Raw genomic sequence first — 15165 nt, forward strand, 5'->3', positions numbered from 1 at the left:
ATTTATCAGAGAGCCGGCATAAAAGAAAAGCTCGTATCATTAATCATGATACGAGCTTTTCAATTTAATTGAGATTACGGTTAATATTAGATTGATAAAGTTCTTTAACTACTGATATAGCTTTCTAGCTGAGATATGGTTTGTTTCTGATCTGCAATGATGAATTTAACCACATCACCTATGGAAACCATTCCAAGTAATTGATTGTCCTGCATTACCGGTAAATGTCTGATATGTTTGTCAGTCATGATTTGCATGCACAGGTCTATACTGTCTGTCGGCACGATGGTGATTGGATCGGGTGTCATTACCTCTTTTATCGGAGTGCCAGCCGATGATTTCCCATACAGTATGATCTTCCGGGCATAATCTCTTTCTGTAAATATACCCTGTAGCTTATGATCTTCAAGAATAAGCAACGCGCTTACATTCTTTTCCATCATCAACTGAAGCGCCTCTAAAACAGATGAATTTTCTGTAACTGAGAAAATCTGTACAGGTTTAGCATTAAGTATTTGTTGTACTGTTTTCATAAGCGATTAAGAATTAGCTATTTAAATTTAACTAAAAAAAATTAAATCACCATTATCTTATACAAAAAAATATTATTTCATCAGAGGCAATATTTCCTCTACATATTTCCTGTCATTTGCCAGTCTGGGAACCTTATGTTGTCCTCCAAGTTTACCTTTCGATTTTAGCCAGTTATAAAAAGTATTGTTAGGGGCATTATGTACTTTAGGACGACGTAGTGCCATATCTTTAAATCTTTTGGCATCATAATCAGAATTCACTTCTCTTAAAGTCTGGTCCAGAACATCTACAAAGAGTTCAAAATCATTGGGCTGATGATCAAATTCGATGATCCATTCATGACCTCCAACCTCTTCACCTTTAAAGTAAATTGGGCAAGCAGTATAATCTTTAAAAACTGCTCCTGTTGCATCACAGGCTTTGCAGATCGCTTGTTCGGCGTTGTCTATAATAACTTCTTCTCCAAAAGCATTTATGAAGTGCTTTGTTCTGCCTGTTATCCTTATTCGGTATGGAGACAGACTTGTGAACTGAACGGTATCTCCAATCATGTACCGCCAAAGACCACCATTTGTGGAAATTATGATGGCGTAGTTTTTATTTAGTTCTACCTGTTCAAGAGTTAAGGTATCAGGATTTTCATCATCAAGTTTTTCAAACGGTAAAAATTCGTAGTAAATGCCGTAGTCAAGCATCAGCAGAAGTTCATCAGAATCTACTTCATCCTGAATGCCAAAAAAGCCTTCAGAAGCATTATAGGTTTCCAGGTAATACATGTGATTACAAGGGATTAGTTCTTTGAACTGCTCTCTGTAAGGTTTAAAATTTACTGCTCCATGAATATAAAGCTCAAGATTTGGCCATACCTCAAGCAAGTTGGCTTTGCCTGTAATTTCCAATACTTTTTTAGCCAATACTATTGTCCAGGTGGGTACCCCGGCAATATTGGTTACGTTCTCTTTGATGGTAGCCTCAGCCATTTTTTCCATCTTTTCCTCATAGTTCTCCATTAGTGCAATGGAGATATTTGGTGTGCGGTAATATTCGGCCCACATAGGCAGATTTTTGATCAGCACGGCCGAAAGGTCACCATAAAAGGAGTCTTCATTGAGCTGGTTAATTTGATGGCTGCCGCCAAGAACCAGCCCTTTCCCGGTAAAAATCTCATTGTCAGGTCTGTTGTTGCAGAAAATCGACAACATGTCTTTCCCTCCTTTAAAATGACATTCCTGCAAAGATTCCTCTGATACGGGAATAAACTTACTTCTGTCGCTGGTGGTGCCAGATGATTTGGCAAACCATTTAATTTCAGTTGGCCAGAGGATGTTTTGTTCTCCTTTAAGCATCCTTTCTATATATGGCTTTAGCGTATCGTAGTTCTGTAGAGGAACACGTTCTTTAAATTGTTTAGGGGTCTCAATAGTACGGTAATCATATTTTTCCCCCCATTCAGTATCCTCAGCACTGGAAATTAGTTTTTGAAACCATTCTTCCTGTACATCATGTGGGTACTTCATAAAAAGCTCAATCTGGTGAACGCGCTTTTTCATATACCAGGTAAAAATTGAATTTACAATTGCCATGCTTTTGTTTAAGTAGTGAATTATAAGTTTTTACTTCGTAATACGAAATTAGAGCCTAAGTAAACCCGTCTTACCATTTCATTGGCAGCAAGTACTTCCGGAGTGCCGGATTCGAGGATTTTACCCTCAAATAGTAAATAAGCTCTGTCGGTGATTGATAAAGTTTCCTGTACGTTGTGGTCGGTAATCAGAATACCTATGTTTTTTTGTTTTAGTTTGGCTACGATGGTCTGAATTTCCTCAACAGCAATAGGGTCTACTCCTGCAAATGGTTCATCCAATAAAATGAAGTTTGGACTGGCTGCAAGTGCCCTGGCAATTTCAGTTCTTCTGCGTTCTCCTCCTGAAAGCAGGTCGCCTCGGTTCTTACGTACCTTGTGTAAGCTAAATTCAGTAATCAGTTCTTCCAGTTGCTCATGGCGTTCTTCTTTGCTCATTTTAGTCATTTCTAAAATGGCCATGATATTATCTTCCACTGAAAGTTTTCTGAAAACTGAAGCTTCCTGAGCTAAGTATCCAATACCTTTTTGTGCCCTTCGGTACATTGGGTCGGTAGTAATATCCTCCTCATCTAAATATATTGTACCCTCATTTGGTTTAATCAGACCCACAATCATATAAAAAGAGGTGGTTTTTCCAGCACCATTTGGGCCTAATAAACCAACAATTTCACCCTGACTAACACTAAACGAAACGTCGTTAACAACAGTACGTTGTTTATATTTTTTTATCAGATTTTCAGCTCTTAATATCATCTAATTATATTAGTTATCAATTTCTATCGCTTTAATGTTTAGTTGCAAGCGCCGTTGATCTTTCCATATATTTTCTTCCACTGTATAACAAACAGAGAAGGGCTGGTTTGGTTGCAAAAGCGATTCATATTCTGCCAAGCCAAATCCAATGCCTTCAAAAATAGTGGAATTTTGTTGTTTTAAATTTAATTTTAAATGTTTTATACCTACAACATAAGGTTTTCCTGTAATAAATACATTATGTGAAACAAAAACGGGTGCTGTATTTAGTGGGCCAAATGGGGCCATTTGTGCTACAATACGTTGAAATTTACCATCTATCTGGCCAAACTCAATTTCTGTATCGATATTTATTTCAGGGCTTAGTAAGTCATCCGTTATGGTTGAAGCAACGATATTTTCAAAACGATCAGAAAATAATTGAATATTTTCAGGTTTTATAGTTAGCCCGGCAGCAAATTTATGTCCACCAAACTGAACCAAAAGGTCCTGACAACCAAGTAATGCTTCATATAGGTCGAACCCAGCAACAGACCTGGCTGAACCCGTAAGTAATCCATTTGAAGCTGTAAGCACAACAGTTGGCCGATAGTATTTTTCAATCAACCTCGAAGCAACAATCCCAATTACGCCTTTATTCCAGCTTTCATGATACACCACTGTAGTTTTTTTATTTACAAGGATATCGCATTCTTCAATCAAAGCAAGTGCTTCAGCAGTCATGTTTTGATCGGATGTTTTACGATCAGTGTTCTGTAGATTGATAAATAAACTCTGTTCCTGAGCCAGAGAACTTTCAGTACAAAGTAACATTTTAACAGCTTCCGATGCATGATCCATTCTTCCTGCCGCATTTATTCGGGGCGCCAATGTAAACACTACGTCTGTAAGTGTGTAATCCTTGCTCTTTCCGGAAATTTCCATTAACGCCTTTAATCCAACACAAGGCTTAGCATTTAACTTAATTAAGCCATGATACGCTAGGATTCTGTTCTCATCAATTACTGGTACAATATCCGCAGCAATACTTACCATTACTAAGTCTATATACTGCTCATAATTTTCGGCAGGTAGCTGATGTGTGTCACAATAAGCCTGGGCAAGTTTAAACCCAATACCGCAGCCTGCAAGTTCTTTAAAAGGGTAGGCGCAGTCATTACGTTTGGGATCAAGTATTGCGATTGCCGCGGGAAGTTCATCGCTGGGTAAATGGTGATCGCAAATAATAAAATCTATATTTAAGGTATTAGCGTAAGCAATTTTGTCATTAGATTTTATTCCGCAATCAAGAGCAATGATTAAAGTAAAGCCATTTTTTGCAGCATAATCAATTCCAGCTGTTGAAATGCCATAGCCTTCTTTATGCCTATCGGGAATATAATATTCAATGTCTGATGTAAATTGACTAAAGAAACTGAATGCAAGCGCAACTGATGTTGTGCCATCAACATCATAGTCTCCATATATTAATATTTTTTCTTTTTTGGCTAGGGCTACGTCAATTCGATCGATGGCTTTATCCATATCCTTCATCAAAAAAGGATCATGTAAATGAGACATCTGAGGCCTAAAATAGTCACGTGCAATATCAAAGGAAGAAATACCCCTTTGAACTAATATTTGTGCTAAGCTATTGTCTATGTTTAATTGTTGTGCAAGCAAATCTGTTGTTTCTGTATTGCCCTTTGCGGCCTGCACCCATCTTTTTTTCATCTAATACCTGTCTTCTTTTTCTCTGCGAAGCTTGCATAAACTTCTGTTTATTTTATTGCCAGCGTGTTAACTTCATGGAGGTTCCCTATCTTTGCAATGATATTGTTGTAAATATATCATTTAATTTTCTTACTAATAACTACGCCATTGCAAGTTTTCACTTTATACGAAGGATCCTATTCTGTAGACGCTACTAAAAAATTTATACCTTTTAATGCCGAAAAAGATAATCCTAAAGATCGCCCTGCCTCCCTTTTTATACACGTACAACCCTTTTTAGTTAAGCTAAAAAATAGTCTTGTTTTGTTCGATACAGGCTTAGGGTATAGTGATGAGGATGGGCAGCTGATTTTACATAAAAATATCAGGAAAGCTGGTTTTGATCCTGAGGATGTAGACATGGTTTTAATGTCTCACCTGCATTTTGATCATTCTGGAGGTATGGTTCATAACAAGCTAGATGGTAGTGTGGAATTAAGCTTTCCGCATGCAACTTATGTTATTCAACATGGAGAGTGGGAGAATGCGTTTACAAACACCTCTTCATCTTATAAAACTGAAATATTTGATTTTTTACAGCGCAATGCACAACTGAAATTTGTTGAAAACTCTGGTCAGCTTACTGATGAGATTAGTTATGAACTAACGGGGGCACACTGTCCGTTTCATCAGGTGTTTTTATTGGACGATGGGGTAGATAAAGTGTTTTTTGGAGGTGATGTTTTACCCGAACCTGAAGAGCTGTTAAGGAGATTTATTGCCAAATATGATTTCGATGGTCGAAAGGCAATGGAACTACGAGAAGAGTTTGGCAAAAAAGCAGCAGAAGAGAATTGGAATTGCCTTTTTTATCATGCAAAAAGTAAGGCTACCGGTTATATAACCTATACCGATGGGCAGTTTAAAATAATTTAAGGAACAACCAACTGTAAAAGCTCTTTAAGCCTTTCTATGGTTAAAGGTTTAGAAATAAATCCATCAACCGATTTGAAGCCTTTAGCTTTCTCAATATCATACTCATAAACAGATGAAGAGAGCATATACAAGAAAACCTTTTGGCGCTGGATGTTAAGTTTTTCATAAACTTCCAGAAATTCCCAGCCATTAAGAACAGGCATGTTGATGTCAACCAAGATGATGTGTGGAAAAATTTCTACATTATTAGCGATGCTGGTTAAATAATCTACAGCTAATTGGCCATTACTTTTCGAAATCATGTCTACCTCATAGCCTGTCTTTTCTATCACTTTTTTTATGATAAATATATTGATGTCATCATCATCAATTACAAGCATATTGATTCTAGAGTTTCCCATAAATTTCGTAGAGAGCGGAAAATGTAAAGTCCAAAATTAAAACATATTTGAATGTTTTAACAAGTATATTTATAAGAGCAAAAAAAAAGCCATTAAATGAATAATGGCTTCTAGTTTCTATTTTTTTATTTTTTTGCCACAAGCTTGATAGTCAGTTCAAAATCATCATAGATCATTTTATCGCCAACATCAGGGAACATTCCTTTTGATCTAAATTTAATACCAAATTTAGTCCTGTCCACAGTAACTTTTTCAGCGGTAGCAGTTACTGATCCATCTGCATTCCAGGCAATAGTTGCAGGGAAAGTGATAGAATTTGTAATGCCTTTAATGGTAAGATTACCTGTTACATTTGCCGTATTGGCTCCTGTATTTGTAATCTTTTTAATTACAAAAGCAGAGGTTGCAAATTTATCAACTCCAAAAAAGTCATCCGCTTTTAAATGGCCTTCTAACTTTTCACTTTTGTCGGCATCTTTAATCGTTGCCATATTTATAGTGAAATTGCCACCTGCCAGTTTTTTATCATTGAAAATCAAACTTCCTGACTGAAGATCGATAGTTCCATTGTGACTGCCTGTAAGTTTTTTGCCAACCCATGTTAATGATGATTTCTCAACATCCACTTTATAAGTAGTTGCCTTAAACACAGGAGCAATAAATGCCGAAGAGACAAATACTATTAAAAGTAATGCCAGCGAAGTGATTTTTAATTTCATTGTATTCTAATTTAATTTTTTAATACTAAGGTCTGTTTTAGCCTTTTGATACATTTAATAATACAAATGTATCAAAAGGTTTAACGGCCAAAGTTGACCTATGATAAGTTTTTAAGCTAGATCTTCTGCATAGCTTTCAATCGGCGGGCAAGCACAAACCAATGATCTGTCGCCAAATGAATCATTTACTCTTCCAACCGATGGCCAGAATTTGTAAGCAGCTACATAAGGTAGTGGGAAGGCTGCAGTTTGTCTGCTGTAGCCATGATTCCATTCATTACCGGTTACTACAGCTGCAGTGTGCGGCGCATTTTTTAGTGGGTTATCAGTTTTGTCAAGCTCGCCAGTTTCAACGGCAGTTATTTCATTTCTAATGGCAATTAAAGCATCACAGAAGCGATCTAACTCATGTTTAGGCTCACTTTCTGTTGGCTCAACCATTAATGTTCCGGCAACCGGGAAAGAAACAGTAGGCGCATGGAATCCGTAATCCATCAAGCGTTTTGCAATATCAACAACCTCAATACCGAAGTTTTTAAATCCTCGGCAATCTAAGATCATTTCGTGTGCACAACGGCCATTAGCGCCTGAATAAAGTACAGGATAATGTTTTTCTAAACGAGCCTTCATATAGTTGGCATTCAATATCGCATATTTTGTAGCGTTGGTTAATCCTTCGCTACCCATCATTGCTATATAAGCATGAGATATGATCAGAATTGAAGCTGAACCCCATGGTGCCGAAGAAACTGCATGAATGGATTTATCATTATTGATGTCTACCACGGCATGTCCTGGTAAATAAGGGACAAGGTGTTTTGCAACGCCAATCGGACCCATGCCAGGGCCACCACCACCGTGAGGAATACAGAATGTTTTATGTAAGTTAAGGTGACAAACATCGGCACCGATATTTGCAGGGCTGGTTAAACCAACCTGAGCATTCATGTTGGCTCCATCCATGTAAACCTGGCCACCATTTTCGTGAATGATGTTACAAATGTCTACTATGCTTTCTTCAAATACACCGTGTGTAGAAGGGTAGGTTACCATTAAACAAGAAAGATTGGCTGCATGTTCAATTGCTTTAGCTTTTAAATCCTCAACATCAATATTTCCGTTTTCTAATGATTTTACAACCACAATCTTCATACCTGCCATTGCCGCAGAAGCCGGGTTAGTTCCATGAGCAGACGAAGGGATTAACGCGATGTTACGATGAGCATCGCCACGATCCTGATGGTAAGCTCTGATTACCATTAAACCTGCATACTCGCCTTGAGCACCGGCGTTTGGCTGTAAACTCATAGCAGCAAAACCGGTAATTTCACTTAACCATCTGTCAAGCTCATTAAATACCGTATAGTATCCAGCTACCTGATCAGCAGGAGCAAAAGGATGCACTTTGCCAAATTCAGGCCATGTAACCGGAATCATTTCAGTTGTTGCATTTAGCTTCATTGTACATGAACCCAAAGCAATCATCGAATGACAAAGAGAAAGATCTTTAGTCTCTAATGATTTTATATAACGCAACATTTCATGTTCAGAATGGTGCGCGTTAAATACCGGATGTGTTAAATAGGCAGATTTACGTTGTAAATTTGCAGGAATTACAGTTTCAACGTTTTCATCAGCCAGCTCAACAGCATCAGCAGCAATTGCTTTTACTTTTGAGAATATTTTAGTTAATAGCTTTATATCTTCAACTGAAGTAGTTTCATCAAGAGCGATGGTAACTACACTTCCTTTATAGTTAAGGTTGATTTCATTGTCGATGCATTCTCTGTGAATAGAATCAACTAAATCGCCAAGGTCTAACTGAATGGTGTCGAAATATGCTTTGTTTAACTGTTTGTAGCCTATTTTCTCTAATGATTTAGCTAATGTAATTGCCAGGCCGTGTGTACGCTCTGCAATAAGCTTTAATCCTTTAGGGCCATGATAAACAGCGTAGAAACCAGCCATAATAGCCAATAATGCCTGTGCTGTACAAATGTTAGAAGTAGCTTTATCTCTACGGATATGTTGCTCTCTTGTTTGCAAAGCCATGCGTAAGGCATAGTTGTTATTACTATCGATGGTTACACCAATGATACGTCCTGGGATTGAGCGTTTGTATTCATCTTTAGTCGCAAAAAACGCAGCATGAGGCCCACCAAATCCCATTGGTACACCAAAACGTTGTGTTGTTCCAACTACAACATCTGCGCCCCACTCTCCCGGAGGAGTTAATAAGGTTAAGCTAAGTAAGTCGGCAACAACTGTAACTTTAACATTTTTTTCATGTGCTTTTTGAGCAAAAGCAGTATAATCAAATACTTCACCGTTTCCGGCAGGATATTGAATAATTGCTCCGAAGAATTCTTCATTTAGCTCAAACGAGTCATGCGCACCAATTACCAATTCAATTCCAAAAGGATTTGCACGGGTTTTTAAGATGTCGATTGTTTGAGGAAATAACAATTCAGAAACAAAGAATTTAGTTGCCTGTTGATTTTTGCGCAGGCTATATTGCATAAACATGGCCTCAGCAGCAGCAGTACCTTCATCAAGAAGTGATGCATTTGCTATTTCCATACCGGTAAGATCAATAACCATAGTCTGGAAATTCAACAAAGCCTGTAAACGACCCTGAGCAATTTCAGCCTGGTAAGGAGTATATTGAGTATACCATCCCGGGTTTTCCATTACATTACGTAAAATTACACCGGGAGTTAAAGTATCATAATATCCCTGACCGATATATGATTTGAAAACTTTGTTTAAAGAAGCAGTTTGTCTTAAGCTGCTCAGGTAATCTGTTTCAGATTTTGCTTTTGGCAAATTTAACGGTTGTTTCAACCTGATCTTTTGTGGAACAGTTTGTTCTATTAATTCGTCAACAGAACCAACGCCAAGCGTGGTTAGCATTGCGTTTGTGTCATCAGTATTAGGCGCAATGTGGCGGTCTTTAAAGTCTTCTTGGTAATGAATGTTTAAGCTCATGTATTCTTTGAATAAAAAGTTGCGCAAAGGTAATAAAAAAATAGCCTTTTAACCACCAACTAATATCCAGCCAACTTCTTTCTTCAGCTTCAACTTATAAGTTTTGGTAATGAAGTTGCTGCCGATGTTTTTATCTTTAAAGAATATCGAGAAATCTGTCATTTCTTTTTTGAGTGAAACAGTAACGCGAGCTATTTTTGAGTCTCCTTTTATAAGTGTAATTGGCTTCTCTTCATCAAGAACATAATTAACGGCTCTTACGGTAGCATTATGTGCATCATGTTTAATAATGTAAGGTTTTGATTTATCGGTTAGCGTAATCAAATAGAAGTACACACTGTCTTTAGATAAGAACTTCTTTTTTTGATTCTGAAGGACCATTTCAACAAGTCCTTTTTCTTCCAGGGCTTTATACTTTTGTAGCTCCAACTGATCGTTCTTGCTTCTGAACTTAATTTCCCCAATATTTATTTTGGTACTCTCGTATTCCGGATTTGCTTTAAGGTGGGCTGATATTACATCTTCAGCTGTACCCTCGTCTAAATTACCACCGCTTTTACAAGATGATATAAAGAAAATCAATGTTGCTGCGATAGTTAATAATGTGAAGTTTTTCATGGTGAGCATTATAGATTAATGTGTCAATTGTTTTAGGTATAATTGAATGGTGTTCTCCAAACCTAAATAGAGGGCATCACTGATTAATGCGTGGCCAATACTAACCTCCAGTAACCCAGGAATGCTTTCAGCAAAATATTTTAGGTTGTGTAAGTCTAAATCGTGGCCTGCATTAATGCCCAGTCCTATTTCATTAGCCTTGTGCGCAGCTGCGATGTAAGGTAAAATGGCTTTTTCCCTATTGTCGTAATAATTATGCGCATAAGCCTCGGTGTAAAGTTCAATTCTGTCGGTTCCACTTTCTGCCGCAGCCTCCACCATTTCTACTACCGGATCTACAAAGATGGACACACGAATTCCGGCAGATTTAAACACAGAGACCATCTCTTGCAGGTAATCTTTATGTTTTATAGTGTCCCATCCATGATTGGAGGTAATTTGGCCTTCTGCATCCGGAACAAGGGTTACCTGGGCAGGTTTATTTGCTAAAACCAGGTCAACAAATTTTTGCTCTCTGCAGTTACCCTCTATATTAAATTCTGTAGCTATAGTTGCTTTCAAATCAAAAACATCCTGATATCTGATGTGTCTTTCATCAGGTCTGGGGTGTACAGTTATCCCCTCCGATCCAAAGCGCTCACAATCCAATGCTACTTTAACAAGATCCGGATTGTTTCCTCCACGACTATTACGAAGGGTTGCTATTTTATTGATGTTTACTGAAAGTTTCGTCATGTTATCCCAAATATAAATATGCAAGTAAAGGTAAAAAATTTCTGTATTTTGCTATCAGTTATAATCATTCGATATATGTCATTTAAATTGTTGATCTCATTTGTCGCTTTCTGTTGTATTCAGCATGTTGTTTATGCACAGAAAGATACTGTTGTGTTTAAAGGGTATCCTGTAGTTGCGCATACAGACACACTCTTTCACATTAAAAATAAGCTTGGCTCCTTGTCTGCACCAGAAAGAGCACAAAGAACTTCTTCCAAAGTTGAGGCCTTATCTGAGGATCTTCTTTTTGTACCCGATTCTTTAATTACAGTTGATGATTCTACCCTTGTAGGAATTGTTTATAAAGGCGATATTTTATTAAGCTTATCAAAAGCTGACGCAGATTCCGTGAAGATGGATAAAGAGGTTATGGCTAAAGCTTATCAGGAAATTATTATAAATAATATCAATAATTACAGGAAGGAAACCAACGTATCAGAACTTTTAAAGCGAGCGGGATTGGGGCTGCTGATCATTGTTGTATTAGGCGTATGTATATTTTTTTTAAATAAATACTCTAACAGGTTTAACAGCTGGTTGAGTTTCAAATTGCATGAAAGAATTGGGCATTTGAAAATTAAGGATTATGAGTTGATCGACAGAAGAAGGGAGCTGATATTAATAAGCAAGTTCCTGAACTTAATTAAAATCTTTGTCATCCTTTTGCTGATCTATCTTACCCTCCCAGTTATTTTTAGGCTCTTTCCATGGACAAAACCCTGGAGCGATAGTCTGATTAGCTTTGTGCTGAACCCACTAAAGAACATATTTAGTGCTTTAATTGACTTTGTACCAAAACTGATTACTATAGCTGTTATAGTTGGGGTATTCCATTATGTGAAAAAGGCAATTAAGTTTTTAGCTTACGAGGTCGAGACTGAAAGGCTAAAGGTTAGCGGTTTTTATCCTGACTGGGCAAAACCTACATTTAATATTGTTAAGATTTTATTAAACGCCTTTATGATAGTGATGATATGGCCCTATATTCCGGGGTCGGATCTGGCCATATTTAAAGGAGTATCTGTGTTTTTGGGGATACTGATTTCCTTTGGATCATCATCGGCCATTAGTAACGGCGTGGCTGGCATGGTGATTACTTATATGCGTCCTTTTAGAATTGGAGATGTAGTTAAAATTGGAGATACTACCGGCGCTGTTTTAGAGAAATCATTATTAGTTACCCGTGTCAGAACAATCAAAAACGAAATCATTACCATTCCTAATAGTGCCATCTTAAATGGGAACACTGTGAATTATACCAGCATGTCTGTTAACGAAGGATTGATTATCCATAGCACGCTTACTTTAGGCTATGATATTCCATGGACAAAAATTCATGAACTGCTGATTAATGCTGCACTTGCAACCGAAGGCGTAATTAAGGATAGAGCTCCTTTTGTGCTGCAAACAAGTCTTGATGATTGGTACGTGTCTTATCAGCTAAATGCCTACATCAGTAATCCGGGCATTATGGCTGTTATCTATTCAGAGATGCATAAGAATATTCATGAAGCATTTGATAAAGCGGGAGTAGAGATTATGTCTCCTCATTATCAGGCAATAAGGGACGGCAATGCAAGCACTGTTCAGGTTAAAAATTAAATGAAATAAGTGTGTGAAGACGATTTTGTATCTATTAATGGTCTTAGCTATTCCTTGTTCGGCTCAGGTTAGTATTGAGGGGTATAATAAATATTTTGCAATTACTAAGTATAACAATAAGGAATTACTGATACTTCGGAAATTCAAAACCTCAGGAACTGCTTCTTATTTAGCGGTTAATCCTGCTGAACTAACTACATCAATAATTCCGGCTGCCGGAGTAATTGTGAAAGAAATGGCGTTAGACCAAGCACTTATTTATTTTGAAAATTCAGCATATTCTAAGGCAATGTCGTCGGCAAGGCAACTATCTAATAGCTTGCAGGATGCAGGAATTATTCATGGTTTCCAAAAAGAAAAAGGAATAACGTTAACAATTGATCTGTGCCCTTCGCATAAAGTTCTAGATAGAATAATCTTTACCTCACTCATTTCAGAATTTCAGAAAACAGAGAAACCGGTGCCAATTGCAATATCAATTACCGGCCGATGGATGCTTACCCATGCCAACGATTTAAATTGGCTTAAAGAGCTGGAAAAATCCAACTATATAAAGGTTACATGGATAAACCATTCTTACAATCATCATGTAAGTTCTAAAGCACCCCTTAAAACTAATTTTTTATTGGAGCCGGGCACAGATTTGAATTTCGAAGTATTAGGAACCGAACTGGCTATGTTACAACACGGGATGTTGCCATCTGTTTTCTTCCGTTTTCCGGGTCTTGTATCAGATACAGAAGTAGTAAAACGTGTGCTTTCTTATGGGGTTATTCCTGTTGGGAGTGATGCATGGCTTGCAAAAGGTCAGCCAGCCAACTCAGGGAGTATAGTTCTAATTCATGGAAATGGAAATGAACCACTGGGGGTTCAGGATTTTATTAAACTCCTTAAGAATAAGCAAAAAGACATTCAAGGCAAACAATGGATAATGTACGATTTAAGAGAAAGTGTTGAGGATGAGTTTCAACAGAAATAATGGATATGCCTGATAACAAAAAGAGGGAAATTACATTAGTAATTTCCCTCTTTTTATATCTATCCGAGTGATTAGTATCTGTAAGTATCTGGTTTAAATGGACCTTCAACCGGAACACCAATGTATTCTGCCTGATGTGCATCTAAAACATCAAGTTCAACACCAATTTTAGCCAGGTGTAAACGAGCTACTTTTTCGTCCAAATGCTTAGGTAACACATAAACTTTGTTCTCATATTGATCTGTATTGGTCCACAATTCTAATTGAGCCAAAGTTTGGTTAGTGAATGAGTTAGACATTACAAAACTTGGGTGACCAGTTGCACAGCCTAAATTTACCAAACGACCTTCGGCCAATAGGATGATGTCTTTTCCGTCAATAGTATATTTATCAACCTGAGGTTTGATCTCTACTTTAGTAGCACCATAGTTTTTGTTTAACCAGGCAACATCAATTTCATTATCAAAGTGACCAATGTTACAAACGATCGCTTTATCTTTCATGCTTTTGAAATGCTCAGCACGAACGATATCGCAGTTACCGGTTGTAGTTACAATAATATCAGCTTCTTTAACTGCGGTAGCAAATTTCTTAACTTCATAGCCTTCCATTGCAGCTTGTAAAGCACAGATCGGGTCAATTTCAGAAACGATTACACGTACACCTTGTGAGCTTAAAGATTCAGCTGAACCTTTACCAACATCACCGTAACCAGCAACAACAGCTACTTTACCAGCCATCATGATATCAGTAGCACGACGGATCGCATCTACTAATGATTCACGACAACCGTATTTGTTGTCAAATTTAGATTTGGTAACTGAGTCGTTTACATTGATTGCAGGTAAATGCAATGTTCCGTTTTTCATACGCTCGTATAAGCGGTGAACACCGGTAGTAGTTTCTTCAGATAAACCTTTGATGTTAGCGATAAGCTCCGGGAATTTATCGAAAACCATATTGGTTAAGTCGCCACCATCATCTAAGATCATGTTTAACGGCTGACGCTCAGGGCCGAAATGTAAAGTTTGCTCGATGCACCAGTCAAAGCTAGCTTCATCTAAACCTTTCCAGGCATATACCTGAATACCAGCTGCAGCAATAGCAGCAGCAGCGTGATCCTGAGTAGAAAATATATTACAAGATGACCAGGTAACTTCAGCACCTAACGCAACTAGTGTTTCAATTAAAACTGCAGTTTGGATGGTCATGTGAAGGCAGCCTGCAATGCGTGCGCCTTTTAATGGTTGAGAAGGACCAAATTCTTCGCGTAATGACATTAAACCAGGCATTTCTGCTTCTGCCAGTTCAATCTCTTTGCGGCCCCATTCTGCCAGTGAAATGTCCTTAACTTTGTAAGGAACGTAAGTTGTCTCTACTGATGACATATGTTTATTTATTAAGTTTCTAATATACAGCCTGCAAATTTACGACTATTTATGTTTATTTATTGCAACAAAAAAGGAATGGATCAATTCAACTCGTTCTGGTCTATTTGATACGATGTTTCGTATTAGATAAATCGGCATTAAAGAGCCCGATTGTTCGGTAAAAGCACCTTTTTTTCTAAGTATGGGGACG

At 37.6% G+C, this 15165-nt stretch carries 13 protein-coding genes; 3 read left to right on the forward strand and 10 right to left on the reverse strand.

Features of this window, described 5'->3' with window-relative positions; translation table 11 throughout:
- Positions 1-104: 104 nt before the first annotated feature.
- From HQN86_RS01820 to recJ, 4 genes are all read right to left on the reverse strand, one after another.
- Positions 105-533, reverse strand: a complete 429-nt coding sequence (locus HQN86_RS01820; protein WP_172659335.1) for a CBS domain-containing protein — start codon at positions 531-533, stop codon at positions 105-107.
- Between the two features lie 72 nt (positions 534-605).
- Positions 606-2117 (reverse strand): GH3 auxin-responsive promoter family protein, encoded by a 1512-nt coding sequence (locus HQN86_RS01825; protein WP_172659336.1) that lies wholly within the window; start codon positions 2115-2117, stop codon positions 606-608.
- A gap of 20 nt (positions 2118-2137) precedes the next feature.
- Positions 2138-2872: an LPS export ABC transporter ATP-binding protein gene (gene lptB, locus HQN86_RS01830; protein ID WP_172659337.1), complete on the reverse strand. Its 735-nt coding sequence runs from the start codon at positions 2870-2872 to the stop codon at positions 2138-2140.
- 9 nt (positions 2873-2881) lie between these two features.
- Complete coding sequence (gene recJ / locus HQN86_RS01835; RefSeq protein WP_172659338.1) at positions 2882-4585, reverse strand: single-stranded-DNA-specific exonuclease RecJ; 1704 nt, start codon at positions 4583-4585, stop codon at positions 2882-2884.
- Between the two features lie 147 nt (positions 4586-4732).
- Between recJ and HQN86_RS01840 the strand changes: the two genes are divergently transcribed.
- Positions 4733-5500 carry an MBL fold metallo-hydrolase gene (locus HQN86_RS01840; RefSeq protein WP_172659339.1) on the forward strand — a complete coding sequence of 256 codons (768 nt, stop codon included), beginning with the start codon at positions 4733-4735 and terminating at the stop codon, positions 5498-5500.
- On the opposite strand, the gene HQN86_RS01845 is transcribed toward HQN86_RS01840, so the two are convergent.
- From HQN86_RS01845 to HQN86_RS01865, 5 genes are all read right to left on the reverse strand, one after another.
- Positions 5497-5901, reverse strand: a complete 405-nt coding sequence (locus tag HQN86_RS01845; RefSeq protein ID WP_172659340.1) for a response regulator — start codon at positions 5899-5901, stop codon at positions 5497-5499. The genes HQN86_RS01840 and HQN86_RS01845 overlap by 4 nt on opposite strands.
- A 125-nt stretch (positions 5902-6026) precedes the next feature.
- A complete protein-coding gene (locus HQN86_RS01850; RefSeq protein WP_172659341.1) occupies positions 6027-6620 on the reverse strand; it encodes a YceI family protein in 594 nt (197 codons plus the stop codon).
- Positions 6621-6731: 111 nt separating this feature from the next.
- Positions 6732-9608 carry an aminomethyl-transferring glycine dehydrogenase gene (gcvP, locus tag HQN86_RS01855; protein WP_172659342.1) on the reverse strand — a complete coding sequence of 959 codons (2877 nt, stop codon included), beginning with the start codon at positions 9606-9608 and terminating at the stop codon, positions 6732-6734.
- Positions 9609-9656: 48 nt separating this feature from the next.
- Complete coding sequence (locus tag HQN86_RS01860; RefSeq protein WP_172659343.1) at positions 9657-10226, reverse strand: hypothetical protein; 570 nt, start codon at positions 10224-10226, stop codon at positions 9657-9659.
- A gap of 15 nt (positions 10227-10241) precedes the next feature.
- Complete coding sequence (locus HQN86_RS01865) at positions 10242-10961, reverse strand: pyridoxine 5'-phosphate synthase (RefSeq protein WP_172659344.1); 720 nt, start codon at positions 10959-10961, stop codon at positions 10242-10244.
- A gap of 75 nt (positions 10962-11036) precedes the next feature.
- Between HQN86_RS01865 and HQN86_RS01870 the strand changes: the two genes are divergently transcribed.
- Both HQN86_RS01870 and HQN86_RS01875 read left to right on the forward strand, forming a co-directional pair.
- The gene (locus HQN86_RS01870; protein WP_172659345.1) at positions 11037-12605 is read left to right on the forward strand and encodes a mechanosensitive ion channel family protein; all 1569 of its coding nucleotides are present in this window, start codon (positions 11037-11039) and stop codon (positions 12603-12605) included.
- 13 nt (positions 12606-12618) lie between these two features.
- Positions 12619-13584, forward strand: coding sequence for a polysaccharide deacetylase family protein (locus HQN86_RS01875; protein ID WP_172659346.1), 966 nt, complete (start codon positions 12619-12621; stop codon positions 13582-13584).
- A 71-nt stretch (positions 13585-13655) separates the two neighbouring features.
- Here HQN86_RS01875 and ahcY read toward each other — a convergent pair whose 3' ends face one another.
- Positions 13656-14972 (reverse strand): adenosylhomocysteinase, encoded by a 1317-nt coding sequence (ahcY, locus tag HQN86_RS01880; protein WP_172659347.1) that lies wholly within the window; start codon positions 14970-14972, stop codon positions 13656-13658.
- Positions 14973-15165 lie beyond the last annotated feature (193 nt).

Source organism: Pedobacter panaciterrae, from assembly GCF_013204795.1.
Lineage (GTDB): Bacteria > Bacteroidota > Bacteroidia > Sphingobacteriales > Sphingobacteriaceae > Pedobacter > Pedobacter panaciterrae.

What these genes read in the sequence shown, in the direction of transcription:
- ahcY (WP_172659347.1), bottom strand. Translation starts at nt 14,972, where the DNA reads ATGTCATCAGTAGAGACAACTTACGTTCCTTACAAAGTTAAGGACATT.
- HQN86_RS01820 (WP_172659335.1), bottom strand. Translation starts at nt 533, where the DNA reads ATGAAAACAGTACAACAAATACTTAATGCTAAACCTGTACAGATTTTC.
- HQN86_RS01825 (WP_172659336.1), bottom strand. Translation starts at nt 2,117, where the DNA reads ATGGCAATTGTAAATTCAATTTTTACCTGGTATATGAAAAAGCGCGTT.
- HQN86_RS01865 (WP_172659344.1), bottom strand. Translation starts at nt 10,961, where the DNA reads ATGACGAAACTTTCAGTAAACATCAATAAAATAGCAACCCTTCGTAAT.
- lptB (WP_172659337.1), bottom strand. Translation starts at nt 2,872, where the DNA reads ATGATATTAAGAGCTGAAAATCTGATAAAAAAATATAAACAACGTACT.
- gcvP (WP_172659342.1), bottom strand. Translation starts at nt 9,608, where the DNA reads ATGAGCTTAAACATTCATTACCAAGAAGACTTTAAAGACCGCCACATT.
- HQN86_RS01845 (WP_172659340.1), bottom strand. Translation starts at nt 5,901, where the DNA reads ATGGGAAACTCTAGAATCAATATGCTTGTAATTGATGATGATGACATC.
- HQN86_RS01850 (WP_172659341.1), bottom strand. Translation starts at nt 6,620, where the DNA reads ATGAAATTAAAAATCACTTCGCTGGCATTACTTTTAATAGTATTTGTC.
- HQN86_RS01870 (WP_172659345.1), top strand. Translation starts at nt 11,037, where the DNA reads ATGTCATTTAAATTGTTGATCTCATTTGTCGCTTTCTGTTGTATTCAG.
- recJ (WP_172659338.1), bottom strand. Translation starts at nt 4,585, where the DNA reads ATGAAAAAAAGATGGGTGCAGGCCGCAAAGGGCAATACAGAAACAACA.
- HQN86_RS01860 (WP_172659343.1), bottom strand. Translation starts at nt 10,226, where the DNA reads ATGAAAAACTTCACATTATTAACTATCGCAGCAACATTGATTTTCTTT.